The organism is Limnohabitans sp. 2KL-27, assembly GCF_001269345.1.
Classification (GTDB): Bacteria; Pseudomonadota; Gammaproteobacteria; order Burkholderiales; family Burkholderiaceae_C; genus Limnohabitans_A.
This window is the reverse complement of sequence record NZ_CXOP01000002.1, coordinates 77,882-101,072: the sequence shown is the minus strand read 5'-3', so window position 1 is coordinate 101,072 and position 23,191 is coordinate 77,882. Positions and strand designations below refer to the sequence as shown.

The following is a 23,191-nucleotide window of genomic DNA, read 5'->3' as shown; positions in this document are numbered from 1 at the left end:
ACATGTTCTACAGAGAAAACGGTCAGTACAAGACCTCTTACCGCAGCGACCAGCAGATCTTTGCGATTGCGCAAGACCGCTGGGCCATTCTGGCGCTCATCGCCTTCGCTTTCATCGGTGTGCCCTTCATGGCCGATGAGTACATGTTCCGCGCCATCCTGATTCCCTTCCTCATCCTGTCGCTGGCGGCTTTGGGGGTGAACATCCTGGTGGGTTACTGCGGTCAGATTTCGCTGGGTTCGGGCGCGTTCATGGCGGTGGGGGCCTACATGGCCTACAACACCTACGTGCGTATTGAGGGCATGCCGCTGATCGTTGCACTGTTGGCCGGGGGCTTTTTCGCCACCTTGGTGGGGATGTTCTTTGGCATTCCCAGCCTGCGCGTGAAGGGCCTGTATTTGGCCGTGGCGACATTGGCAGCCCAGTTTTTTTGCGATTGGGCTTTCAGCCGCATCAGTTGGTTCACGAACAACAGTTCGTCAGGTTCTGTTGCCGTTTCGAATTTGCAGGTCATGGGTTGGGTGGTGGACACCCCTGTTGAAAAATACCTGTTTTGTCTGGCTTTCTTGGTGGTGTTTGGTTTGTTGGCCAAAAACTTGGTGCGTTCCGCCATTGGTCGCGAGTGGATGGCGATCCGCGACATGGACGTGGCCGCTGCGGTGATCGGCATTCGGCCCGTTTACGCCAAGCTCAGCGCCTTCGCTGTGAGCTCATTCATTGTGGGTGTGGCCGGTGGCCTGTGGGGCTTTGTGCACCTGGGTTCATGGGAGCCTGCGGCCTTCTCGATTGACCGCTCCTTCCAGCTCTTGTTCATGGTCATCATCGGCGGCATGGGCTCCATCATGGGCAGCTTCTTTGGCGCGGCCTTCATCGTGATCTTGCCGATTTTCCTGAACCAATTTTTGCCCGCTGTGGGTGCTTTGGTGGGCGTGGAAATTTCCACTGCGGCTGTATCCCATGCCGAGTACATGATTTTTGGTGCGCTGATCGTCTGGTTTTTGATTGCCGAACCCCACGGTCTGGCCAAGCTCTGGAGCATTACCAAACAGAAGTTGCGGTTGTGGCCCTTCCCGCACTGAGTGGTGCGGGTGTGTCAAAGTTGGCTGACATCAGCCGGGCTGGCACACCAACACCGCTCTCATGATGGGCCCATTGATTTTTTTAACACGATTGAAGGAGACAGTTCCATGAAACTCAAAAAGTTAGCTCTGCTGGCCACTTTGGCCTGTGCAGGTTTGTCCGCTGTGGTCACCAGCACAGCCGTGATGGCGCAAGCCAAAGTACAGTTTTTCCCGAGTCTGACGGGCCGTACCGGACCGGTAGCCCCTAACGCCACGCCATTTGCCAATGGCTACGCCGACTACATGAAACTGGTCAACCTGCGCGGCGGCATCAACGGCGTGCAAACCTTGGTGGAAGAGTGTGAAACCGCATACGCCACGGACCGTGGTGTGGAGTGCTACGAACGCCTCAAGGGCAAGCACGGTGGCGCGACCGTATTCCAGCCCCTGTCGACCGGCATCACCTTTGCTCTGACCGAAAAAATCCCAGGCGACAAGATCCCCATGATCACCTCGGGCTACGGTCGCAGTGACTCGGCAGATGGCGGCGTTTTCAAGTGGAACTTCCCCTTGATTGGCCACTACTGGGTCGCGGGTGACGTGCTCTTGCAGCACATCGCCAAGCAAGCCGGTGGCTGGGACCAACTCAAAGGCAAAAAAATCGCCGTGGGTTACCACGACAGTCCGTTTGGCAAGGAGTTGTTGCCCATCGTTCAAGAACGTGCAGCGATGCATGGCTTCACCCTGCAGTTGTTGCCTATCCCCGCGCCCGGCGTTGAGCAAAAAGCCATCTGGCTCCAAATTCGCCAGCAACGCCCTGACTACGTGATGTTGCAAACATGGGGCGTGATGACCGCTACTTCGATCAAAGAAGCCATTGCGACCGGTTATCCACGTGAAAAAATGTTTGGCACCTGGTGGTCTGGCGCTGAACCAGACATCAAGGACATCGGTGCGGCTGCCAAAGGCTACAACGCCGTGATGATGCAGCACGGTGCTGAGCCCCAAGCTGAAGTGGTCAAGGAAATTTTGGCCAAAGTCCATAACAAGGGACAAGGCACAGGCCCCAAGACTGAGGTCGGTGAAGTGCTGTACATGCGTGGTGTGGTCGGTGCCATGTTGGCCGTTGAAGGTGTGCGCCAAGCGCAAGAGAAGTACGGTAAGGGCAAAGTCATGACCGGCGAACAAGCTCGCTGGGGTTATGAGAACCTCAACTTGACGCAAGCCAAGTTGGATGCCTTGGGCTTCAAGGGCGTGATGCGTCCTGTCTCCACTTCTTGCGCTGACCACATGGGTTCTGCTTGGGCCCGCGTCCACACATGGGATGGCAGCAAATTTGTCTGGGCTTCCGACTGGTTGCAGGCTGATGAGCAAATCATCAAGCCGCTCGTGAAATCGTCGGCCGACAAGTACGCTGGCGAGAAAAAGCTGACACGCCGCACCCCTGCGGATTGCCAGTCCTGATCGGTGAACAGCCCGCTGCGCAAGCGGCGGGCTGCAGCTGCTCGGTGGTTCGCGCCACCGGCAGCTGCCAAATGAAACCCTTGCGTGCAGCGGTTCCATTTGGCTTGAACCCCCAGAATTTGAAAAGGCACAGTCCATGAGCGACAAAAACATTGTTCTGAACGTCAATGGCATCGAGGTCATTTACAACCACGTCATCCTGGTGCTCAAGGGCGTGTCCCTGCAGGTGCCCGAGCAAGGCATCGTGTCTTTGTTGGGCGGCAACGGCGCGGGCAAGACCACGACGCTGCGCGCCATCTCCAACTTGCTGCAAGGCGAGCGCGGCGCGGTGACCAAGGGCTCCATCGAGCTGCGCGGCGAGCGCATCGAAAACCTCACGCCTGCCGACTTGGTCAACCGGGGTGTGGTGCAGGTCATGGAAGGTCGCCACTGCTTTGCCCACCTGACCATCGAAGAAAACCTGATGACCGGCAGCTACACCCGCACCGACAAGGGCGAGATCGCGGCCAACCTGGACAAGGTCTACACCTACTTCCCGCGCCTGAAAACCCGCCGTACCTCGCAAGCGGCCTACACCTCGGGCGGTGAGCAGCAGATGTGTGCCATTGGCCGTGCCTTGATGACCAGTCCCAGCGTCATGTTGTTGGACGAGCCCTCCATGGGCCTGGCCCCCCAAATTGTGGAAGAGGTGTTCAACATCGTCAAAGACCTCAACGAGAAAGAAAAAGTCACTTTCTTGATCGCTGAGCAAAACACCAACATGGCGCTGAAGTATTCCGATTACGGTTACATCATGGAGTCGGGTCGCATCGTGATGGATGGCGCTGCAGCCGATCTGCGCACCAACGAGGATGTGAAGGAGTTTTATCTGGGCATGGGCGGCGGTGAGCGCAAGAGCTTCAAAGACGTCAAGAGCTACAAGCGCCGCAAGCGTTGGTTGGCTTGAGATTGACAGATTCGTTTTCCCCGCAGTACCCAGGAAAGTCACACATGTCGCAGCACTTTGACACGTTGGAAACACGTTCACCCCAAGAGCGCGAGGCCGCGCTGATGTCGGCTCTACCCGGGCAGATCGCCAATGCCAAGGCCCACACAAGCGCTTTTGCGCAGTTGCTTCAGGATGTGGACGCCGAAAGCGTGAACACCCGTGCGGCTCTGGCTCGCCTGCCTGTTTTGCGTAAACAGCAGTTGTTGGAGCGCCAACAGGCGCTGCGCGCCCAAGACCCATTGGGCGGTTTTTCGACGATTGGTTGGAAAGGCATGGTCCGAACAACTGGCGTGCGTCGCATTTACCAGTCGCCTGGTCCGATTTACGAGCCAGAGGGCCACGCAGCGGATTACTGGCGTGCTGCACGCGCCATGTCGGCCGCAGGTTTTGTCGCGGGTGATCTGGTGCACAACTGCTTCAGTTATCACTTGACGCCCGGCGCCTGGATCATGGAAAGCGGTGCCCATGCGCTGGGCTGTGCCGTTTTTCCGGGCGGCGTGGGCAACACGGAGCAGCAACTCGCTGCCGTGGCCGATCTGCGTCCGGTCGCTTACTCGGGCACGCCCAGTTTCCTTAAAATTTTGATTGAAAAGGCCCAGGAAACCGGGCAAAAGCTGTCTTTCACCAAAGCCTTGGTGTCTGGCGAGGCCTGTCCCCCTTCTCTTCGTGAGTGGTTTTTACAAAGGGGCGTAGCCGTTTTTCAGTGCTACGCCACCGCCGATGTGGGTCTGATCGCTTACGAAACCGCTTCGCGCGAAGGCCTGGTGTTGGACGAAGGCGTGATCGTCGAGATCGTGCGTCCCGGCACCGGTGACCCGGTGCCCGAGGGCGAAGTGGGTGAAGTGGTCGTGACGGTTCTCAACCCCGACTACCCGCTGATCCGTTTTGGCACAGGTGACTTGTCGGCCATCCTGCCCGGCATGTGCCCCACCGGCCGCACCGGCCAGCGCATCAAAGGCTGGATGGGCCGCGCCGACCAGACCACCAAGATCCGGGGCATGTTTGTGCACCCCGGCCAGGTGGCCGAAATCGTCAAACGCTTCCCCGAAGTGAGCAAAGCCCGTTTGGTGGTGACCGGTGAGATGGCCAATGACCAAATGGCTTTGCACGTGGAGACCGCCCACTTGAGCGATGAGGCCCTGAAGGCCCGGGTGTCCGAGGCGGTGCGCGATGTGACCAAGCTGCGTGGCGACGTGCACCTGGTCAAGTCAGGCAGCCTGGCCAACGATGGCAAGGTGATCGAAGACGCCCGCAGCTACCAATAAACCTTTGGTTTTCAGGACACGTTTGCCCTGCGGGCGTGGCGCTGGGCTGGGTGTTGCAATTCCTTCATAAAATCAAGGGCATACAAGGGTTAGCCGCTAAGTAGTTTCCGCCATTTCGTGACACTCTTGAAGTTTTAAACTGTTCAATCAATTTCAGGAGTTTCAGATGAAGCAATGGATCGCTCTGGCCGCTTTGGCCGCTGTTTCGGTGGGTGCCCAAGCCCAAAATTTCCCCGGCACCAAGCCGGTTTCCATCGTGGTGCCTTTTGCTGCCGGTGGCCCGACAGACCGCGTCGCACGCGACTTGGCCGAAGCCATGCGCAAGCAGATTCCCGGCAGCAACTTCGTGGTTGAAAACGCCGCAGGCGCGGGCGGCACGATCGGCGCCAACAAAGTCGCTAAAGCCAACCCTGATGGCCACACGCTCTTGTTGTTCCACATCGGCATGGCTGCCACCCCTGCTCTGTACCGCAAGTTGTCTTACAAGCCGCTGGAAGACTTTGAATATCTGGGCATGGTCAACGATGTGCCCATGACCTTGGTCGGCAAGCCCCAGTTGCCTGCCAACACCTACCGCGACTTTGAAAACTACATCCGCGCCAACGCCGGCAAACTCAACATCGCCCACGCAGGTCTGGGTTCAGCATCGCACCTCTGTGGCCTCTTGTGGCAATCGAATCTGCAGACCAAAGACGCGATGACCACCATCCCGTTCGGCGGCACAGGTCCAGCCATGACGGCCCTGATTGGCGGCCAGGTCGATGTCATGTGTGACCAGACCACCAACACCACCGGCCAGATCGAAGGCGGACGCGTCAAGGCTTTCGCGGTCACAACCGCAAAACCGCTGAGCACGCACCCTGTGCTCAAGCACTACCCCAGCTTGCAAGAAATGGGTTTGAAGGGTTTCAACCTGACCATCTGGCACGGTTTGTATGCCCCCAAAGGCACGCCTGCAGCGGTCACCAAATCTTTGAACGAGGCCCTGAAAAAAGCCCTGAAGGACCCTGAGTTCATCAAGAAGAACGAAGGCTTGGGCGCTTTGGTGGTGAACGACAAACGTGTTGAACCTGAAGAGCACAAGAAGTTTGTGGCTGCCGAGATGGTCAAGATCAAAGCAGCCGTGGACGCTGGCGGCAAGTACGCCGACTGATGCTGTTCAGACCCTGAAAAAAGCCGCTTCTTGAAGCGGCTTTTTCTTTGGGCGCGTCACCAAGACGCTGTCATGCCCGACGTGATCGGTTTCCCAGATGAGTGAGCGGTGCAGCCCATGCCCAGGGCATGCCAGTCACGGGCCGGCAAAGCGCTCGGTGCCGAGGATGCCCAGCTTCTTCAGGCCCAGACGCTGTGCACTGGCCAGCACGGCGGCGGTGGCCGCGTACTGCGCTTGGGCATGCGAACGGATGTGCAGTTCAGGCTGGGGTTGTCGCGCCGCAGCCTCGGCCAGTTGGGCCTCCAGGGCGGGCCGGTCGGCCAGCAGTTGACCGTTCCAGCGCAGTCGGCTGTCGGCCTCGATGTCGAGCCGAATCACCACAGGCTCCAGCGGTGGCGCAGCGCTGCTGGCCACGGGCATGTCGAGGTTGACCGCGTGCAATTGCGCCGGGATGGTGATGATCAGCATGATGATCAGCACCAGCATCACGTCGATCAGCGGCGTGGTGTTGATGTCCATCATCACTTCCGATTCGTCGGTGCTGCCGGTGCCCAGGTTCATGGCCATGTGGGGGTCCTTGTTGGGGTGATGCGCATCAGGGAGCCGGGTCGGTGATGAAGCCCACTTGGGTGATGCCTGCTCGTTGGACCGCGTACATGACGCGGCCCACCGACTCGAAGGCGCTTTGTGCATCGCCCCGAATTTGCACATCGGGTTGCGGCTTCATGGCGGCAAATTTTTCCAACCGAGTTTGGAGGTCCCGGGTGGACGGGATCGGGGTGTCGTACAGGTAAATTTGCCCGGCCCGGTTGACCGAGATGACCACGGTCTCGGGCTTGGCCTCGCGCACCACGTTGGGCTCTTTGGGCAGCTCCACCTTGATCGAGGTGGTGACCACCGGGATGGTGATCAAGAAAATGATCAGCAGCACCAGCATCACATCCACCAGCGGCGTGGTGTTGATGGTGCCGATGACCTCGTCATCGTCGGTCGTGCCCAAAATGTTGCCCAGAGAAGGGCCGAGGTTCATGCCCATCACTTTTTGGCCGAGGCCAGCAGCACGGCGTGCAGGTCAGCGCCAAAGGCATTGACCGCTTCCATCGCCACCTTGTTGCGCCGCACCAGCCAGTTGTAGCCCAGCACCGCAGGCACCGCCACGGCCAGGCCAATGGCGGTCATGATGAGCGCTTCGCCCACCGGGCCAGCCACTTTGTCGATGCTGGCTTGGCCCGACATGCCGATCTTGACCAGCGCATGGTAGATGCCCCACACCGTGCCAAACAAACCGACAAAAGGTGCGGTCGAGCCCACAGTGGCCAGCACCGCCAGGCCATCTTGCTGGCGGCTTTGCACCGTGCCCATGGCCCGCTGGATGCTCATCGTCACCCAGGTGTTGAAGTCCACATTGCCCAGCAAACCCTCGTGTTTGGAGGCGCCCTCCAGGCCTTTTTCGGCAATGAAGCGAAACGGGCTGTCGGCCTCCAGCGCATCGGCCGCTTGGCGCACCGAGCCTGCAGACCAGAAGTTGGCCTGCGCTGTTTGGGCAAAGCGGTGCAGTTTGGATTGGGCGGTGAATTTGGTGAAGATCACATACCAACTGCCCATGCTCATGAGCACCAAAACCAGCAGCGTGCCCTTGGCTACTGCATCACCTTGCGCCCACAGTGCGCCCAGGCCATAAGGGTTGTCTTGCGGGGCCGTCGCCGGGGCAGGCACCAGACTGGCAGCAGCGGTGGCCGAGGCCGAGGTCGGTGTGGCCGCATCGGGTGCGGCCTGGCTCAGGCCTGTGAACAAAAGGCCGGTACACACCACAGCGGCCAGCAGGCTGTGCTTCAAAGTGTTGAACATGTTGGCGTTTCCTTAAAAATCCGTTGAATCAGGGGGGTCATTCGAGCCGCCACACATATTGGATGGTGGTCCAGGCTTGTTCGGGTTTGCCGTCGACGGTGGCCGGTTTGAACTGGCACTTGGCCAAACCAGCGCGTGCGGCTTCGTCCAGGCGTTTGTAGCCAGAGCTTTTGGCCACCTCGGACTGTATGACTTTGCCATCCACGCCCACCAAAAACCGCAAACCCACCGTGCCTTCTTCTTCCATGCGCCGAGAGGCCGCGGGGTAATCGGGCTTGTCGCATTGGGCGATGTTGACGCCTGCGGTGGTGCGGACCGGGGCGATGGCAGGCGCAGCTGGCGCTGGCGCGGCAGGCAGCGTGGGCGCGGCTTTGGGTGCAGGCGGTGGCAGCGTGGTGCTCACGGCCGCGATGGCCTGGGGCGGGGGCGCCGCAGCCGGTGTCACGGCAGGCGGCACATAGGCCGGTGGCAAAGGAGGTGGTGGCGAAGGAGGTGGGGGTGTCGGCTTGGGCGGGGGGGGCGGGGCGGGTGGCTGGGGCGGCAATTCAGGCCGCTTTTCTTCCAGCAGCAGCGCCTGCACCACCACCGGCATTTTGTCGATCACGGTGCGCGTGAGCCCCGCCTGGATGGCCCAGAACAACACAGCATGCAAAGCCACGACCACCCCCAGTCCCAGCAGCTTGCGCTTGGGCGGTGCTTGAAGGTAGGTGCTCTCAGACATGGGGGTGGGGCAGGTCAGTGAACGGGCGCAGAGGGGGTCTGTGGGCCCGTATTTTGCGTGAGAACCAAACGAAAACTTTGGCCCTTTTGATCTTTCTCATACCGGTGACCTTCGATCAGCCGGCCGCAATGCCCTGCAGCGGGGGTGCCCAGCCAAGTGGCCGATATGCGCAGCCCGTCGCGTGACTCTTCCAGGGTGAATTCGCCATCGTCCACATCGGCCACCACGGGCCAACGCTGCAGCCCTTGCACCAGTTCGCCGCGCAGGCTGCCCGTGTGTTCCGGGTGGGGCCCCAAGTGCAAGGTCCACGGCGCCGACATGCCTGCCATGTGAACTTGCCACACGCCGTGCAGCATGTCTGCCCGCACCTCGGGCCCCGAGGGGCAGGCCTTGCGTGCGGACGGCGTGGCGCAAGCGCTGAGCAAGAGCGCTGTCAGCAGGCCCAGTGCGGTTCGCCTGACGGTGGAAAAGGCCAAAAGGTGTTCGGTCATGGCTGTGCTTTCGCGGCCGCATCGGCGGCGCGTTGCGCAAATTCGGCCCGCAGCGCCTTGAGTTTTTCGCGCGGGTCTTCCTTGGTGGTGTTTTCGTCCAGCCGCATTTCGGCAATGAAGCGGCTGGGCAGGGCGGCCACGGTTTCGCGGCCTTTTTTGCGGCGGCGGGTCCAGCTCACGGCCAGACTGCGCTTGGCGCGGGTGATGCCCACATACATCAGGCGGCGCTCTTCCTGCAGGCGCAGCAAGATGCCCTCGGGGGTGGCGCCGGGGGTGCTGTCGTCGTCGCCGAGCTTGAAGGGCAGCAGCCCTTCGTTCACGCCCACCAGCATCACATGCGGCCACTCCAGACCCTTGGAGGCATGCAGGGTCGACAGCGTGACCACGTTTTGGTCTTTCTCGCGTTCGCTCAGGGTGGAAATCAGCGAGATGGTTTGCGCCACCTCCAGCAGGTTTTTGGTGTCAGAAGCCTCGGCCCCTGTTTGAGCCCCTGTCACGTCGTCGATCTCACCGCCACAGCGCCCGGCCATCCAGTCGCAAAACTCGAGCACGTTGGTCCAGCGGGCCGCAGCCACTTTTTCGTTGTCTTCGCCGTCGTACAGGTGCGACTCGTAGCCAATCTCCTGCAACCACGCCAGCAAGAAAGCCAGGGCGTCCGTTTTGCCCAATGTGTGGCGGGCCCGGTGCTCCAAATCGTTGATGTAGCGGCCAAACTCGTGCAAGCCAGCAATGGCGCGGGCATTCACCGCGCTGGGCAAGCTGCCCGCAAACAAGGCTTCGAAAAGACTGAGCTTGTATTGCGTGGCAAAGGTGCCCAACTGGCCCAGCGTCTGGTGGCCTATGCCCCGCTTGGGGCTGGTGATGGCCCGCAAAAAAGCCGGGTCGTCGTCGTTGTTGATCCACAGGCGAAACCAAGCGCACAGGTCTTTGATCTCGGCTTTGTCGAAAAAGCTCTGCCCGCCCGAGACCTTGTAGGGGATGTTGGCGCGGCGCAGCGACTGCTCAAATGGGCGGGCCATGTGGTTGGCCCGGTACAGGATGGCAAAGTCCTTGAATTCGCGGTGGGGGGAGCCGAGCGAGTGGCCGCTGCGGATCGACTGGATGCGCGCCACCGCCCGGTCGGCTTCGTGCTCTTCGTTCACCGCGTCCACCACCCGCACCGGCTCGCCCTCGCCCAGTTCTGAAAACAGGGTTTTGGGAAACAGCTTGGGGTTGGGCAAGATCACGTGGTTGGCCGCCCGCAAGATGGCGCTGGTGGAGCGGTAGTTTTGCTCCAGCTTGATGACCTTGAGCTGCGGGAAATCCACCGGCAGGCGCTTGAGGTTGTCCAGGGTCGCCCCGCGCCAGCCGTAGATCGACTGGTCGTCATCGCCCACCGCCGTGAAGCGGGCCCGCTCGCCCACCAGGTGTTTGAGCACCTCGTATTGGGTGGCGTTGGTGTCCTGGTATTCGTCCACCAGCACATGGCCCATCTTGGCCTGCCAGCGCTCGCGCACCTCGGGGTACTCGGCCAGCATCTTCAGCGGCATGCCGATCAGGTCGTCAAAGTCCACGCTTTGGTACGCGCTCAGCCGCTCTTGGTACAGCGCCATGATGCGGGCGATCACGCGGGCATGGTCGTCGGGCGCTTGCGCTGCCGCTTGCTCGGCGTTCAGCCCCATGTTTTTCCACAGGCTGATGGTCCATTGCCATTGGCGGGCGGTGGCCGCATCGGTGGTGCCGCCGCAGTCTTTGAGGATGCTGGTCACATCGTCCGCGTCCATGATGCTGAATTGGGGCTTGAGGCCCAGCACATGGCCGTCTTCGCGCATGATGCGCACGCCCAAGGCGTGAAAAGTGCAAATCAGCACGTCCTTGGCAGCGCGGTCAATCAGCTGCTTGGCGCGCTCGCGCATTTCGGCGGCCGCCTTGTTGGTGAAGGTGATGGCCGCGATGCGCCGGGGCTCCAGCCCGGCCTCGATCAGGCGACCGATCTTGTGCGTGATCACCCGCGTTTTGCCCGAACCCGCCCCGGCCAGCACCAAGCAGGGGCCTGAAACATAGTTCACGGCGTCGAGTTGGGCGTTGTTGAGTCCGGCTGACATGGGGGGAGGGGGTTGGGGGCCAAGAAGGCAAAGCAAAGCGGGCCATGATAGCCGTTTGCCAGGGCGACGCACGCGGGCCTGCGAGGCGTCCAGACGCCTGTACCCATGCGTGCTCAAACCCGTGCCAGCCCTGCCCAACAAAGGGACCAACCAGCGAGGCAATGACTTAAATAGGCTATTCCAACCCCAAAAGATAAGTCAGAAAATGGCCGCACTCCGAAGCAATTTAGATATTGCTATCGATTCATAATCCGAAAATCGTCAATCATGCAGCTGCCGATCCCGATTCAAGCTCCGCCAAACGACCTCCGCCATGGCCAAAAGCCTACAGTTTGTGGGTATGGGGTGGCAAAAATCCTAGTGTATGTAGAATTTAATACGCACTTATGCATCCACAATGGCCTGAATCTGCTTGAAATGGCGCCCCGCTTTAAAAGAGCCCATCCATGACCATTTCTGTCGCCATCATTGAAGACGACCAATCTGTTCGCACCCATTTGGAATCCATCATCCGGTCATCCAATCTGTGTGTTTTGACAGGATCGGCAGGCCACCGTGCTGAAGCCATGGCGCTGATCGATCAAGACATCACCGATGTCTACCTGGTCGACCTCGGGCTGCCCGACGTCGACGGGGTGGACGTCATTGCCTACATCCAGGAACACTGTGCCCATGCACAAAGCATGGTGCTCAGCACCTTTGGTGACGCCAAACATGTGGGCCGCAGCATCCGAGCAGGCGCCAAGGGGTATTTGCTCAAAGACGAATCCAGCCAGGCCTTGATCGAAAAAATCGTGGCCCTGCACAACGGCGCATCCCCCATCAGCGCGCCCATTGCCAAAATCCTCATCCAGCAACTTTCAGAATCGCCCAAAGAGCCCGCCAGCCATCAGGCCCGCGCACAAGCCATTGCCCGGTTCCAACTCGGCGCACGCGAAGTCGATGTGCTGACCCAATTGGCACTCGGTTTGAGCATCATCCTCATCGCCGATCGCCTCAACATCTCCCCGCACACCGTGAACCAGCACTTGCGCAATATCTACAGAAAACTCAATGTGCGTTCGCGCTCCTTGGCTGTTTTTGTCGCCAAAGAAAATGGCCTCGTTTAAAAAACAACTGCTCCAGTGGTCCAGCCTCATTTTGTTTGGCTCGATCCTGGTTTTGGCTTTGGCCGTGTTTCACACTTTGAGTGGCTACAACTTACAGCCCATTTCGCAAGCCCATGTGAGCATCGATTCGCAGGCCCAGTCGGTCACATTGCCGCATTTCCAATCGATTGAAGACCGCAGCGAGTTGTCGCATTCGACGGCCCGTTTCACATTCAAGCTCAACGAAACTTTGAGTCCCGAAGAAAAAGCCAGCGATTCCGCACGCAGCCTGATTTTTTTTCAGGCCATCAACGGGGGCGATTTCTACATCAACGGCGTCTGGTTGTTGAACTTTCCCACTTCCGACGAAAAAGCCCGCTGGGCCTGGTACAAACCGACCTTGTTGCAGTTGCCCAATGCGCTGCTCCATTGGGATGGCCGCGACAACGAATTGACCGTGGTCAATTCCACGCGTGAACCCTTTTGGTTGATTCCTCGCGCCTACTTGGGGTATTCGCACGACGTGCGGGTGGTGTACGAAATCCTCTTTTACATCACCCACGTGCTGGCCAGCGCCACCCACTTCTTTGCTTTGTTGGTGGGTTTTTTCATGATCGGAGCTTGGTCATCCAAAAGCAGCGGCAACAGTTACGGCATCGTGGGCATCATCACCATTTCATGGTCATCGCTGTACGCGCTGGCCATGTGGGAATACGTGCCATTGGAGTGGCACAAAACATGGCGCTTGTCGGGCTACCTATTGGAAGGCATATTGCTTGCGGTTTTGCCGCTGCACATTTTGAAGCACTGCCATCGGCCTTTGACACCATCACAAGGCCAGTGCTTGGCCTTGTACGCCGCAAGCGCGGCCATTCTTTATGCACTTTTTGAAGGCCAAATAGAAAACAGCCTGAACATCTTTTGGTCACTCCCACTGTTGGTGGTGTATTTGTACGCCGTGGTTCAACTGGGTTTTTACGCGCTGCGCGAGAAAAAAGGGTCCAGCACTGCCTTGTTTGTGCAATCTCTCCTCACCATTTTTATTGGTTTTCACGATTACCTGATCCTCACGGGTTTGATCCACACGTTCGACTTCAACCCATCCTCTTGGATGGCTTATTTCTTTGTCTCCGAGCACGTGTATTTCATCCATTTGGGCTTGCCCTTCATGCTGATCGTCATGGCCCAAATCTGGCTCGAAGAGAGGATGGAGTACATGAAAAAAATAGCCTCCAACAACCAAGAACTCGAGCGGGCCCTGATTGAAAAAGAAAGGCAATTGAAGATCAGTTTTTACAACGAATCCAAACTGCAAAGGCAAAGCGCGGCCAACCTCGAGCGTGAACGCATCTACCAAGACGTGCACGACGGCATCGGCTCTCGCCTGATTGCCACTTTGTTCAGTGCCCGGCAAGGCGTGTTGACACCCGTGGACATGGAAGCCCAAATCAAAAGCTGCCTGGATGATTTGCGCCTGATCATCAACACCGACGTGGACAGCACGGGCGACATCCAATCGGCCATCTTTGATTACTGCATCGACCTGGAATCCAAAATCAGCAGCCTGGATTTGGATTTCCAATACGACATCGACGACACCCACGCCATCCACCTGTTCCCCAGGCACCACATGAACCTGCTGCGCATTCTGCAGGAGCTCTTGGCCAACGCCATCAAACACGCCCGGGCCACCGAAATCCTGGTGGAGTTCCAACAGTCGGACCTCATGATTGAGTTGATGGTCACCGACAACGGCATTGGCCTCCCACCCCACATCAATGTGCAGGCCCCTGGGCCATCCACCACCCAGGGCGGTCGCGGACTGCAAGGCATTGCCTTGCGCACCCTGCAAAGCGGCGCCATTTACACCGCCAAACCCGTGTCCCAAGGCACCTGCATCCACATCCAGATGCCGCTCATCAGCGCGCCTTGATCCCTTGATGTTTTGCGGCGCAGGCCGCAGTGCCCGCCGCCCGCCACCTGCTGCCCGCCGCCCTCGCGGGCCATCGCCACCACCACGCCTTTGCCATCGGCCCGCGCAGGCCCATGGCCGCTGTGACGCACACCCCTCAAAACAGTCAGCCTCAATGGCTTGTTTGCGCTATTTCAGCCTTGAAAACCATTCATTTTGGTGATTCCAAAGGCCCTTGAAATCCAAATAATGAAGATGCTTTTGCCAGTCTGCACGAGCAAAAAAAGACAAAACCCACGAACCTCAAAAGGAACCACATGAAACACAAACTTTTGGCCTTGGCCACTGCCGCCGCTGCTTTGTCCCCCATGGTCGCCAGCGCTTCGGACGGCACCATCACATTCACGGGTGCCGTGTCAGCAGTCACTTGCACCATTGGAACACCCACCTTCACGGTAACCTTGCCCACCGTGAGCACCAGCACACTGGCCCAAGCCAACGATACAGCTGGCACCACCCGCTTTGTGATCGCCATCACCGGATGCAATGTTGGGCTGACCGATGCCAACGCATATTTTGAAGCGGGCCCCAATGTGGATTCCAGCACTGGCCGCTTGAAGAGCACTGGTACGGCCGCCAACGTAGACCTCCAATTGCTCACCGCTTCTGGTGCAGCGATCAACCTGAGCAAACCTTACAGCGAACCTCAATACACGCTGCAGGCCGACAACATTGTTTCTGGCGGCGCCGTATTGGAATACGCGGTGCGCTACTTCGCCACAGGCGTCAGCACGGCGGGAACAGTCTCTTCCACGCTGACTTATTCAGTCGTCTACAACTGATCAAGCCCGGCGCCCCGTTAGACCCATGGGGCGCCGCGATGCGCCCTGCACCGAAACCTCTCACCCCAGCGAGACACTCCATGAACACAAAAATTTGGGCCTTGACCCTGGCCACTGCACTTGCGCCGCTGGCAGCCAGCGCGTCGGATGGCACCATCACCTTCGGTGGCAACTTGAAAACCGAGACATGCACCATCACAGCACCAGCGAACTTCACGGTGATCTTGCCTACTGTGCCTGTGTCCAGTTTGGCCACGCTTTATGACCAAGCTGGCGAAACACAATTCTCCATTGCCGTCTCCAATTGCAATGCCAGTATCACAGGGGCCAATGTTTCTTTCGAAGACGGCCCCAATGTGCTCTCGTTTGATGACACCTTGAAAAACACGGCCAGCAGCGGAGCCGCCAGCAATGTCGAATTGGTCATCAAAACCGCCGATGGTGGCGCCACCGACCTGGTCTCCCTCGGCGGCATTCAGTACCCGCAATTCACCAACAACATCTTTTCCAATGCGGGCCGTTTGGATTTCAGAGTTGCCTATATAGCTACTGGTTTGGTCACGCCCGGCACCGTCCAGTCCAGCGTCACGTATTCCATGGTCTACAACTGATCGGATGCACCACCCGCGCAGTGCGTCCCGTTCATTGAAATCAAATTGTGAGTCTATGAAAAGCAATCTATTCCGAATCTTGATGGCCCTGGCCTTGCAGGGGTGGGTGATCGGCAGTGTCCAGGCTTCCGTGGTCAGCAGTGGCACACGTTTCGTCTATGTGTCCACCGCCAAAGAGGTCTCCATCCACTTGACGAACGCGGGTGAGCAACCCGCCTTGGTCCAAGCCTGGCTCGACAAAGGGGACAGCAAAGCCTCGCCAGAGAGCATCAACGTCCCCTTTTTGCTGTCGCCGTCACTGGCCCGGATCGACCCTGGCAAAGGACAAACCTTGCGCTTGATCCATACCGGCGAAGCCATGCCCCAAGACCGCGAAAGCATTTATTGGCTCAACATTTACCAAGTCCCACCCAAAGCCAAAGTGGCCCCCGACGCCAACACGCTGCAGTTTGCGGTGCGCACCCGCTTGAAAGTGTTTTACCGACCCGCCGCCCTCAAAGACGAAGTCTCAAAAATGGGGGCCAAGCTGCAATGGCAAAGCGCCGATGGTGCTGGCTTGAAGTACACGGTGTTCAACCCCACGCCCTATTACATCTCCATTGGCGATGTCAGTTTGCAAAGCCAGGGTGTGCGCGTGAGCAAACCCATGTTCACCATGATCGCCCCCAACGCCTCCGAATCCGTGACGTTTGAGCTGGCCGAGAAGGCCGACAAAAGCACCCCAATCACCGACGTGCGCTACAAAGTGATTGACGACTTGGGTGCCACCAGCGACGCGGTCTTTCACCTGGGGGCGCACAAAAAATGAAGCCCCTCGCATGCACCGGGTGGGCTTTGGTGGCCGCCAGTTTGACCGGTATCGGCCATGCCAATGGACTCCAGCGGCAGGCCACCACAACCAAACAGACGCCAGCGCAAGAGCTGGCCCTGGTGGAATTTGACAGCAGCATGCTCTTTGGCGGTGTGCGTGGCAAAGACATCCAAAAATTTGCCAAAGGCAACCCCGTCATGGCCGGGCGTTACCGGCTGGATGTGTACCTCAACAGCACCTGGCTGGGCAAACATGACGTGCAGGTCCAAGAGGCCGAATCCGAAGCCACGGCCGTGGCGTGTCTGAGCGGCACCTTGATGGCGCAAATCCCGATCGACTACGAAGGCGTGGCCAAAGAAACTGGCCAGAGCGCACCGCCAGCCGCTCGTCCCAACAGCGCCGATCCCTCAAATGCGTGCCTGAATTTGCCACAGCAGGTGCCCGATGCGACCGCGCAGGTGGTCTTCAGCGACTTGCGTCTGGAGCTGACCGTCCCCCAAAAATTCCTGCTGCGCAAACCCCGTGGGCATGTCTCCCCCAGCGAATGGAGCGACGGCGTCACAGCGGGCACCCTCAACTACAACTTCAACCAGTACAACACCCGCACGTCCAACGGCTCGGCCACGACCACCAGCAGCACTTTTTTGGGTTTGCAAGCAGGTTTGAATATCGGCGCATTTCGCTTGCGGCACACCGGCACCTTGACCGGCAACCAAGGCAAGTTGAACCAGTACCGATCCCTCAACACCCATGTGCGCACCGATGTCACCCCCTTGAAGGGCTCACTCACGCTGGGTTCGACCTACACAGAAGGCACGTTTTTCGGCAGCGCATCCATGCGCGGCCTGACCTTGGCCAGCGACGAGCGCATGCTGCCCAGTTCCATGCGGGGCTATGCGCCCACCATTCGCGGCACTGCGAACTCCAACGCCAAGGTGACGGTGTCACAAAACGGCATGGTGATCTATGAAACCTCGGTTGCCCCCGGGCCTTTTGAAATCAATGACCTCTACGCCACCGGCTACGGCGGCGACCTGACCGTGACCGTGACCGAGAACAGTGGCATCCAATTCAGTTACGTGGTGCCTTATGCGTCCACGCCGCAGCTCTTGCGTGCAGGCAGTGTGCGCTACCACCTGTCCACGGGCGAGCTGGACGAAGGCAACCTCACGACCAATGTGCACATGACCGTCGGGACCTTGCAATATGGCCTGAACGATTGGTTGACACTCAACGGCGGCTTTGTGGCCTCTGACGCCTACCGGGCCCACAGCTTGGGGGTCACCTTGGGCACGCCTTTGGGCTCTTTCTCGGCGGCCAGCTTGCAATCGGACCTGACCACGCCCACCGGGCTGCGCTACAAAGGCGACAGCCACAAATTCGGCTGGACAGCCGTGGTGCCCGCCACAAAAACCAACGTGGCCCTGGCCACCTATTTGCAAAGTTCCGAGGACTACTACGGTCTGCGCGAGGCCATTGGCCAGCTCAGCCCAGGTCGGTTTTTTGGCACCTTGGCCGGGCCCGTGAAAAAACGGCTGGACCTTTCGCTGAGCCAAAACCTGGGCCGTGCGGGCTCGTTGTTCGCCAATTACGCCAAATCCACCGCTTGGAAAGGCGTGCCCCCTTCCACGCAATACCAAGTCGGCTGGCACAGGCATTGGGGCGCTGTCCAGCTGGGCTTGTCCGCCATCCGCACCTACACCAACGCCAGGCAAGATGACCGCCTGACGGTCACCGTGTCCATGCCATTGGGCTCGGGCAGAGCTGCGCCCTCCGCACACGTTTCTGTGAACACGGGCAACGTGGTTCCGACGTCCACACAAGCGTCGGTGTACGGCACCTTGGGTGCACAGCAAGAATACGGCTACGGCCTGTCGGCCTCCGATGGAGCCCAAGGCACCACCTCCGGGCTCAACGGCAGTTACACCGGCGACAAAGCCACGCTGCGCGCCTCGCTGGGTCAAGGCCGCCATTACACGCAGTACTCGTTCAGCGCATCGGGCGGGTTGGTGGTGCACCGGGGCGGCGTGACCGCGTCGCAAACCCTTGGTGACACCGTGGCCATCGTCGAAGCCCCTGGGGCCGAAGGCGCCTCGTTGCGCTACCTCCACCGCGTCAACATCAATGACCGCCACTTTGCGGTGATCCCTTACCTCGAGCCCTATGCGCTGAACGCGATTGAGATCGACAGCAACAACCTCGGCTTTGACACCAGCTTCAAAAACTCCACCGAAAAAGTCGTGCCACGGGCAGGCACCGTCAGCTACGTCAAATTTGAGACCGAAAAAAGCTACTTCCTCGTGATGCAACTCGACGCCGACAAAGGCAGCCGACTGCCCTTTGGCGCCTCGGTGACCGACGCGTCAGGGCAGGTGGTTGGGGCCATCGGGCAGGGCGGCAAGCTGCAAGCCCACGTGGCCCTGGCCAGTGGTGTGTTGTATGTGGACATCGACGGCCCCCAAGGCGAGCTGTGCGAGATCGCCTACCAGGTTCCCGCCACCGGCAACCGGGCCGCCATCCAGCACATCCAGGGCCAATGCCGCACGGTGCAGCGCCCGGGCAAACCGGGTGCTCAGCCTGTCATCGGTACCGCGCCCAGCACAACCCCCGCAGACGGGGTGCAGCTGAGTGCCAACTGAACCGACACGGCAGTGCGCCACACCCCTCAACGACCCCAGGTCCTCATCCTGATCCATTCACCCACTGACCGCCCCGCACCATGACTGCTTTCATTTCTCAACTTCTCAACGTGCGCCGCTGGCTGAAGACGCTGGTGCTGCTGGCCGGGGTCTGGGCCTTGTCGGCTGGTACGGCGCATGCAGCCACCTTTGTTTGCGTCAATATGAACACCACCTTCACGCCCCACGCCAATTTGCGCACCGATGGCGCAGGGGGTGGAAAGTTTTTGGTGAGCCAAAACCCGTCTGCGGGCATCACCATTTACACAGGCACCCTGACCGCTACGGCAAATTGCGCCTCTGATGATTCAGGCTATAGACTGGGCATTGTTGAATTGTTTATGGGCAACACGCCCCGGACTTTTGCAGGCGGCTTGATCATCACGCCCATTAGTACCCCGACCTCCACCATATCGGATTGGAATGCGTGCAACAAAGACCACAGCGTCAATGGAAGTTTGTCCTCAACGCCAGGGCCCAATTACTCCACCCGCTGGGACGCAAACGGCTTTGTTCTGGGCGTCAGCGCACAGGCATCCTATGGTTGTGTCGTCACCATTTCGTTGAACGTGGTGGTCAGCACATCGGGCGCAGCCATCAACACCTCCACCACGAACTTTCCGATGACGGCTACTGCATATAACGGTGGCAATTACGCCGACCCCACGCCCGTTACCCTGGGGGCTATAACTACTGCTTGCGTAGTGACCCCCTCAACGTCCACCGTCACCTTGCCAACCGTCTCGCAGCTGCAGTTGAGAAATTCCGGTGACACGGCCGGGGTGCAGCCGTTTTCCATCACACTGACCGGCTGCTCGGCCCTAGCCACAGGCACCTACATAGCCAACGCCAATTGGTCATTCACGCCTGGCGCGACCGCCACCACCATTGCCAACAGCGCCACGTCGCCTGCGGGCAATGTGGAAATCCAGATTCGCGATGCGAACAACAACCCGATTGCCAACAACGCGACGTCCACCATCGCCACGGGCATCACGTCGGGCACCTACAGCGCGAACTTTTCGGCACGCTACTACGCCACCGGCCAGGCCACGGCGGGCAATGTGCGCGGGGTGGTCACGTTCAACATGACCTACCAGTGAGGGTGAGGCGGCAGACTAACGCTTTGGGTTGAGGCCAAGCGCACGTGGACATGAGCCATCTTTTTCCGGCCCAGCGTATGCACCTCACCAAAGGGTGCTGATGATGGGCTTTGTTGCCAGCTTTTTTTTGGGGCTTCCAAGGCCACTGCGAATGACTTCAATGAGGCAGTTCAAAGCCATCAAATGGCAAAAACAAGCTATTTTTTTCTTTTTGGAGGTATTGATAATTACTGCGTGGAATCGAGAAATCAAACCCAGAAGGAAATTGAAATGAATCCCAAATCTCACGATGGCCATGCGTATGTGGGGACAGCTTTTGCGGCCAAAAAACTGAACATGTCCGTGGGGACGGTGCAAAAGCTGGTTGATGCGGGTGTTCTCACGGGGTATTTGACCCCGGGCGGCCACCGTCGAATTTCTTATGGTGAGCTGATCAACTTCAAGAAACGCAACAACATGGCTTTGGACTTGGCGCATGAACCTGCTCAGCCGCCACAGTCAGAGGTGGGTTTCTATATCTGGCACGGCGACAACCAAGACCCCATCGCGTTCGATCGTTTGGGGGGTGACGATTGCTTTCAAACCGTTTCAAACCCGATGGAATTGTTGAATGCCCATGCCAAGATCAAGCACATATTCATCAATGCAGAGATCGAGTGGATGAACTGGTCCCAGTTGGAGCGCTCGGTGGACGACAAGACCCATTTCGTCATATACAACAGTGCGGTGCTGAGCAGCACTGCTCGAGAGCACCTTGAAAAAGTGGCGTTGTTGTTGAACACCCAGCTCACCCCCGAATTCTTGACCGGTTATCGGCTGGGATTTCTGAGGCTCGATACCAGGCTGGCCTGAACCCTCGCTGCAGCGCAGCAGCTGGGCGTTGAAGCATGACCTGTGGAATGACCTGTCAAAGCACGCCGACATGACGGAGTAATCCCATCAATCCAGTATCATCCTTGCGAATTTTTTTTAACAATTTCGCGAGGTTTGGTATGAAGTTAGCAAAAGGTTGCGCAGCAGCCATGCTCGCCTTCAGTCTGCTGGGTTGCGGTGGTAATCAAAACACCCCCATCGCTTCCATGGTTCATTTTGTTGGAAATATCTTTGGACCTGGCAACTTGGATGGTTCGGTCTCGGAAGCCGCCTTTTATGGCCCACGCGGGATGGCAGCCGACAGCGCTGGCAACACGTACGTCGCGGATGCTTACAACCACGCCATCCGAAAAATCAGCGCGCAGGGCGTGGTGACCACTTTGGCGGGAGGGTCGGGTGTTTCTGGCACGGCCAACGGCACTGGTACTGCGGCGCAATTCAACTCGCCTCACGGCATTGCCGTCGATTCGACAGGGGTGGTGTTTGTCGCTGATTCAGACAACCACACCATCCGAAAAATTACTTCTGCGGGCGTGGTCACCACTTTTGCGGGTGTTGCCGGGACCGCGGGAAGTACCGACGGGATCGGGGCCGCTGCCCGATTTTCAAGGCCGGTTGCGCTCGCATTTGACAGCCTGGGCAATTTGTTTGTCGCAGAGCAAGCCAACCACGTGATTCGGAAAATCTTACCGGACGGGACGGTGTCGACGTATGCCGGGACAGCACAGGCTTTTGGGCTGCCTCCCAATCCAGGCCCCAGGGCAACGGCCGTGTTCAGCAACCCCTATGGCTTGGCCATTGACAGTCAAAACAACATCTACGTGGCCGATTACGGCAACCACGTGATTCAAAAAATCTCTTCCACCATCGATGACGTGTCTATCTTTGCTGGCGCTGCCAATGCAGCTGGCACAGTCAACGGTGTCGGTGGGGTTGCACGATTTAACAGTCCCAATTCGATGGCGGTCGATGCCAGTGACAATCTGTATGTGGCTGACGATGAAGGTCGCATCGTCCGAAAAATCACCCAGACAGCAACTGTGAGCACCTTGGCGGGCACCCCCAACGTGACCGGATCAGCAGATGGCACGGGTTCGACGGCCAGTTTTGGGACTTTGTGGGGCTTGGTCGTTTCGAACAATGTGCTTGTTGCAGCTGACGCTGGCAATAACAACATTCGAAAACTGACGCTGGCTGGCGTAGCAAGCACTGTTTCAGGTGCAGCCACTGTCAGCGGCAGCACCGACGCCGTCGGAACTGCAGCGCGTTTTTACACGCCATACGGTGCTGCTTATGACGCCAATGGCAATGCCTACGTGACAGACAATTCGAATCACACGGTGCGTAAAGTCACGGCTGCGGGTGAAGTCACGACAATTGCCGGAGCGGCAGGCGTGTCAGGTAGCGCTGATGGTACGGGCGGTGTGGGAGGCACTGCGCGTTTCAATAGCCCTACCGGTATAGCGGTCGATGCCGCTGGCAATATTTATGTGTCCGACTATAGCAATCACACGATCCGAAAGATCAGCGCCGATTACTCACAGGTGACCACCGTCGCGGGTGCAGCAGGCGTAGGGGGCGATACCAATGGCCCCGCGGCCAATGCGCGTTTTTCCAATCCGGATGGTTTGGCGGTAGACACTGCTGGCAACCTGTATGTGGCCGACACCGGCAATTCCATCATCCGTAAGATCACGGCCTCAACGGGGGCGGTGAGTACCCTCGCGGGATCATCTGGCATAAATGGCGCCCAAGACGGAACCGGAACAGCAGCTAGATTTGATTTGCCGACGGGCGTGGCCGTGGACGCCTCGGGCAATGTGTATGTGACGGACCTCATCAACCACACCATTCGCAAGGTGACCTCCGCCGGTGTGGTCACCACGTTTGCAGGCACGGCGGGTAGCTCGGGTAGCACCAATGGAACAGGCGCCGCTGCGCGTTTTAAAGAGCCCTATGGCATTGCCATCGACAGCGCGGGCAACTTGTATGTGACCGACTATGCCAACAGTTTGGTTCGAAAAGTCACCCCAGCGGGTGTGGTGTCGACATTGGCCGGAACGGCCGGCTCTACGGGGGTGCGCTTGGGCAGCTTACCCGGTGTATTGACGGGCATGTACGGTTTGGCCATCTATGGCACCCAAATGCTTTTGCTTGTGAACAACGGCGCCGTTTTGGTGAGTAATTTTTAAAGTCAC

General features: G+C 58.8%; 21 protein-coding genes. 14 read left to right on the top strand and 7 right to left on the bottom strand.

Annotation, left to right across the window (positions count from 1 at the left end; all coding sequences use genetic code 11):
* Nucleotides 1–2 precede the first annotated feature (2 nt).
* The 5 genes from LHAB_RS03085 to LHAB_RS03065 all read left to right on the top strand — a co-directional run bounded on the left by LHAB_RS03085 (nucleotide 3) and on the right by LHAB_RS03065 (nucleotide 5,931).
* Nucleotides 3–1,079: a branched-chain amino acid ABC transporter permease gene (locus LHAB_RS03085; protein ID WP_090043930.1), complete on the top strand. Its 1,077-nt coding sequence runs from the start codon at nucleotides 3–5 to the stop codon at nucleotides 1,077–1,079.
* 108 nt (nucleotides 1,080–1,187) lie between these two features.
* Complete coding sequence (locus LHAB_RS03080) at nucleotides 1,188–2,525, top strand: ABC transporter substrate-binding protein (protein ID WP_090043929.1); 1,338 nt, start codon at nucleotides 1,188–1,190, stop codon at nucleotides 2,523–2,525.
* A gap of 136 nt (nucleotides 2,526–2,661) precedes the next feature.
* Nucleotides 2,662–3,471, top strand: coding sequence for an ABC transporter ATP-binding protein (locus tag LHAB_RS03075; RefSeq protein WP_090043928.1), 810 nt, complete (start codon nucleotides 2,662–2,664; stop codon nucleotides 3,469–3,471).
* Between the two features lie 44 nt (nucleotides 3,472–3,515).
* The gene (locus LHAB_RS03070) at nucleotides 3,516–4,778 is read left to right on the top strand and encodes a phenylacetate--CoA ligase family protein (protein ID WP_090043927.1); all 1,263 of its coding nucleotides are present in this window, start codon (nucleotides 3,516–3,518) and stop codon (nucleotides 4,776–4,778) included.
* Between the two features lie 166 nt (nucleotides 4,779–4,944).
* The gene (locus LHAB_RS03065; RefSeq protein WP_090043926.1) at nucleotides 4,945–5,931 is read left to right on the top strand and encodes a tripartite tricarboxylate transporter substrate-binding protein; all 987 of its coding nucleotides are present in this window, start codon (nucleotides 4,945–4,947) and stop codon (nucleotides 5,929–5,931) included.
* Between the two features lie 135 nt (nucleotides 5,932–6,066).
* On the opposite strand, the gene LHAB_RS03060 is transcribed toward LHAB_RS03065, so the two are convergent.
* Genes LHAB_RS03060 through LHAB_RS03035 form a run of 6 tightly spaced genes read right to left on the bottom strand, consistent with a single transcriptional unit; the run spans nucleotide 6,067 to nucleotide 11,075 of the window.
* Complete coding sequence (locus tag LHAB_RS03060; protein ID WP_090043925.1) at nucleotides 6,067–6,498, bottom strand: ExbD/TolR family protein; 432 nt, start codon at nucleotides 6,496–6,498, stop codon at nucleotides 6,067–6,069.
* Nucleotides 6,499–6,526: 28 nt separating this feature from the next.
* Nucleotides 6,527–6,967 carry an ExbD/TolR family protein gene (locus tag LHAB_RS03055; protein WP_090043924.1) on the bottom strand — a complete coding sequence of 147 codons (441 nt, stop codon included), beginning with the start codon at nucleotides 6,965–6,967 and terminating at the stop codon, nucleotides 6,527–6,529.
* On the bottom strand, nucleotides 6,967–7,779 hold the full coding sequence (locus LHAB_RS03050; protein ID WP_090043923.1) for a MotA/TolQ/ExbB proton channel family protein: 813 nt from the start codon (nucleotides 7,777–7,779) through the stop codon (nucleotides 6,967–6,969). The genes LHAB_RS03055 and LHAB_RS03050 overlap by 1 nt, the downstream gene beginning before the upstream one ends.
* A 37-nt stretch (nucleotides 7,780–7,816) precedes the next feature.
* Entirely contained in the window at nucleotides 7,817–8,500 is a 684-nt protein-coding gene (locus tag LHAB_RS03045) for an energy transducer TonB (RefSeq protein ID WP_090043922.1), read from the bottom strand.
* 14 nt (nucleotides 8,501–8,514) lie between these two features.
* Nucleotides 8,515–8,991, bottom strand: coding sequence for a hypothetical protein (locus LHAB_RS03040; protein WP_194943071.1), 477 nt, complete (start codon nucleotides 8,989–8,991; stop codon nucleotides 8,515–8,517).
* Complete coding sequence (locus LHAB_RS03035; protein ID WP_090043921.1) at nucleotides 8,988–11,075, bottom strand: ATP-dependent helicase; 2,088 nt, start codon at nucleotides 11,073–11,075, stop codon at nucleotides 8,988–8,990. The genes LHAB_RS03040 and LHAB_RS03035 overlap by 4 nt, the downstream gene beginning before the upstream one ends.
* A gap of 446 nt (nucleotides 11,076–11,521) precedes the next feature.
* On the opposite strand from LHAB_RS03035, the gene LHAB_RS03030 reads away from it, so the two are divergent.
* Together LHAB_RS03030 and LHAB_RS03025 are read left to right on the top strand one after the other, a co-directional pair.
* On the top strand, nucleotides 11,522–12,184 hold the full coding sequence (locus tag LHAB_RS03030) for a response regulator (RefSeq protein ID WP_090043920.1): 663 nt from the start codon (nucleotides 11,522–11,524) through the stop codon (nucleotides 12,182–12,184).
* On the top strand, nucleotides 12,171–14,096 hold the full coding sequence (locus LHAB_RS03025; protein ID WP_194943070.1) for a sensor histidine kinase: 1,926 nt from the start codon (nucleotides 12,171–12,173) through the stop codon (nucleotides 14,094–14,096). Before LHAB_RS03030 ends, LHAB_RS03025 begins: the two co-directional genes overlap by 14 nt.
* Here LHAB_RS03025 and LHAB_RS14600 read toward each other — a convergent pair.
* Nucleotides 14,027–14,236, bottom strand: coding sequence for a hypothetical protein (locus LHAB_RS14600; protein WP_194943069.1), 210 nt, complete (start codon nucleotides 14,234–14,236; stop codon nucleotides 14,027–14,029). The two genes, LHAB_RS03025 and LHAB_RS14600, sit on opposite strands and share 70 nt — an antisense overlap.
* Before the next feature lie 156 nt (nucleotides 14,237–14,392).
* Here LHAB_RS14600 and LHAB_RS03015 point away from each other — a divergent pair, with 156 nt between their 5' ends.
* The 7 genes from LHAB_RS03015 to LHAB_RS02985 all read left to right on the top strand — a co-directional run bounded on the left by LHAB_RS03015 (nucleotide 14,393) and on the right by LHAB_RS02985 (nucleotide 23,185).
* Complete coding sequence (locus LHAB_RS03015; RefSeq protein ID WP_090043917.1) at nucleotides 14,393–14,917, top strand: fimbrial protein; 525 nt, start codon at nucleotides 14,393–14,395, stop codon at nucleotides 14,915–14,917.
* An 80-nt stretch (nucleotides 14,918–14,997) separates the two neighbouring features.
* Nucleotides 14,998–15,528 (top strand): fimbrial protein, encoded by a 531-nt coding sequence (locus LHAB_RS03010; RefSeq protein ID WP_194943068.1) that lies wholly within the window; start codon nucleotides 14,998–15,000, stop codon nucleotides 15,526–15,528.
* A gap of 55 nt (nucleotides 15,529–15,583) precedes the next feature.
* Nucleotides 15,584–16,336 (top strand): fimbrial biogenesis chaperone, encoded by a 753-nt coding sequence (locus LHAB_RS03005; protein WP_194943067.1) that lies wholly within the window; start codon nucleotides 15,584–15,586, stop codon nucleotides 16,334–16,336.
* On the top strand, nucleotides 16,333–18,978 hold the full coding sequence (locus LHAB_RS03000) for a fimbria/pilus outer membrane usher protein (protein ID WP_090043914.1): 2,646 nt from the start codon (nucleotides 16,333–16,335) through the stop codon (nucleotides 18,976–18,978). The genes LHAB_RS03005 and LHAB_RS03000 overlap by 4 nt, the downstream gene beginning before the upstream one ends.
* An 80-nt stretch (nucleotides 18,979–19,058) precedes the next feature.
* The gene (locus LHAB_RS02995; RefSeq protein ID WP_090043913.1) at nucleotides 19,059–20,120 is read left to right on the top strand and encodes a fimbrial protein; all 1,062 of its coding nucleotides are present in this window, start codon (nucleotides 19,059–19,061) and stop codon (nucleotides 20,118–20,120) included.
* 183 nt (nucleotides 20,121–20,303) lie between these two features.
* On the top strand, nucleotides 20,304–20,972 hold the full coding sequence (locus tag LHAB_RS02990; RefSeq protein ID WP_194943066.1) for an excisionase family DNA-binding protein: 669 nt from the start codon (nucleotides 20,304–20,306) through the stop codon (nucleotides 20,970–20,972).
* Between the two features lie 140 nt (nucleotides 20,973–21,112).
* Nucleotides 21,113–23,185 (top strand): NHL repeat-containing protein, encoded by a 2,073-nt coding sequence (locus LHAB_RS02985; RefSeq protein WP_090043911.1) that lies wholly within the window; start codon nucleotides 21,113–21,115, stop codon nucleotides 23,183–23,185.
* Nucleotides 23,186–23,191 lie beyond the last annotated feature (6 nt).

Excerpts from the sequence above, each read along its gene's own strand:
- LHAB_RS03085 (WP_090043930.1), top strand. The coding sequence starts at position 3 with ATGTTCTACAGAGAAAACGGTCAGTACAAGACCTCTTACCGCAGCGAC.
- LHAB_RS03080 (WP_090043929.1), top strand. The coding sequence starts at position 1,188 with ATGAAACTCAAAAAGTTAGCTCTGCTGGCCACTTTGGCCTGTGCAGGT.
- LHAB_RS03075 (WP_090043928.1), top strand. The coding sequence starts at position 2,662 with ATGAGCGACAAAAACATTGTTCTGAACGTCAATGGCATCGAGGTCATT.
- LHAB_RS03070 (WP_090043927.1), top strand. The coding sequence starts at position 3,516 with ATGTCGCAGCACTTTGACACGTTGGAAACACGTTCACCCCAAGAGCGC.
- LHAB_RS03065 (WP_090043926.1), top strand. The coding sequence starts at position 4,945 with ATGAAGCAATGGATCGCTCTGGCCGCTTTGGCCGCTGTTTCGGTGGGT.
- LHAB_RS03060 (WP_090043925.1), bottom strand. The coding sequence starts at position 6,498 with ATGGCCATGAACCTGGGCACCGGCAGCACCGACGAATCGGAAGTGATG.
- LHAB_RS03055 (WP_090043924.1), bottom strand. The coding sequence starts at position 6,967 with ATGGGCATGAACCTCGGCCCTTCTCTGGGCAACATTTTGGGCACGACC.
- LHAB_RS03050 (WP_090043923.1), bottom strand. The coding sequence starts at position 7,779 with ATGTTCAACACTTTGAAGCACAGCCTGCTGGCCGCTGTGGTGTGTACC.
- LHAB_RS03045 (WP_090043922.1), bottom strand. The coding sequence starts at position 8,500 with ATGTCTGAGAGCACCTACCTTCAAGCACCGCCCAAGCGCAAGCTGCTG.
- LHAB_RS03040 (WP_194943071.1), bottom strand. The coding sequence starts at position 8,991 with ATGACCGAACACCTTTTGGCCTTTTCCACCGTCAGGCGAACCGCACTG.
- LHAB_RS03035 (WP_090043921.1), bottom strand. The coding sequence starts at position 11,075 with ATGTCAGCCGGACTCAACAACGCCCAACTCGACGCCGTGAACTATGTT.
- LHAB_RS03030 (WP_090043920.1), top strand. The coding sequence starts at position 11,522 with ATGACCATTTCTGTCGCCATCATTGAAGACGACCAATCTGTTCGCACC.
- LHAB_RS03025 (WP_194943070.1), top strand. The coding sequence starts at position 12,171 with ATGGCCTCGTTTAAAAAACAACTGCTCCAGTGGTCCAGCCTCATTTTG.
- LHAB_RS03015 (WP_090043917.1), top strand. The coding sequence starts at position 14,393 with ATGAAACACAAACTTTTGGCCTTGGCCACTGCCGCCGCTGCTTTGTCC.
- LHAB_RS03010 (WP_194943068.1), top strand. The coding sequence starts at position 14,998 with ATGAACACAAAAATTTGGGCCTTGACCCTGGCCACTGCACTTGCGCCG.
- LHAB_RS03005 (WP_194943067.1), top strand. The coding sequence starts at position 15,584 with ATGAAAAGCAATCTATTCCGAATCTTGATGGCCCTGGCCTTGCAGGGG.
- LHAB_RS03000 (WP_090043914.1), top strand. The coding sequence starts at position 16,333 with ATGAAGCCCCTCGCATGCACCGGGTGGGCTTTGGTGGCCGCCAGTTTG.
- LHAB_RS02995 (WP_090043913.1), top strand. The coding sequence starts at position 19,059 with ATGACTGCTTTCATTTCTCAACTTCTCAACGTGCGCCGCTGGCTGAAG.
- LHAB_RS02990 (WP_194943066.1), top strand. The coding sequence starts at position 20,304 with ATGGCAAAAACAAGCTATTTTTTTCTTTTTGGAGGTATTGATAATTAC.
- LHAB_RS02985 (WP_090043911.1), top strand. The coding sequence starts at position 21,113 with ATGAAGTTAGCAAAAGGTTGCGCAGCAGCCATGCTCGCCTTCAGTCTG.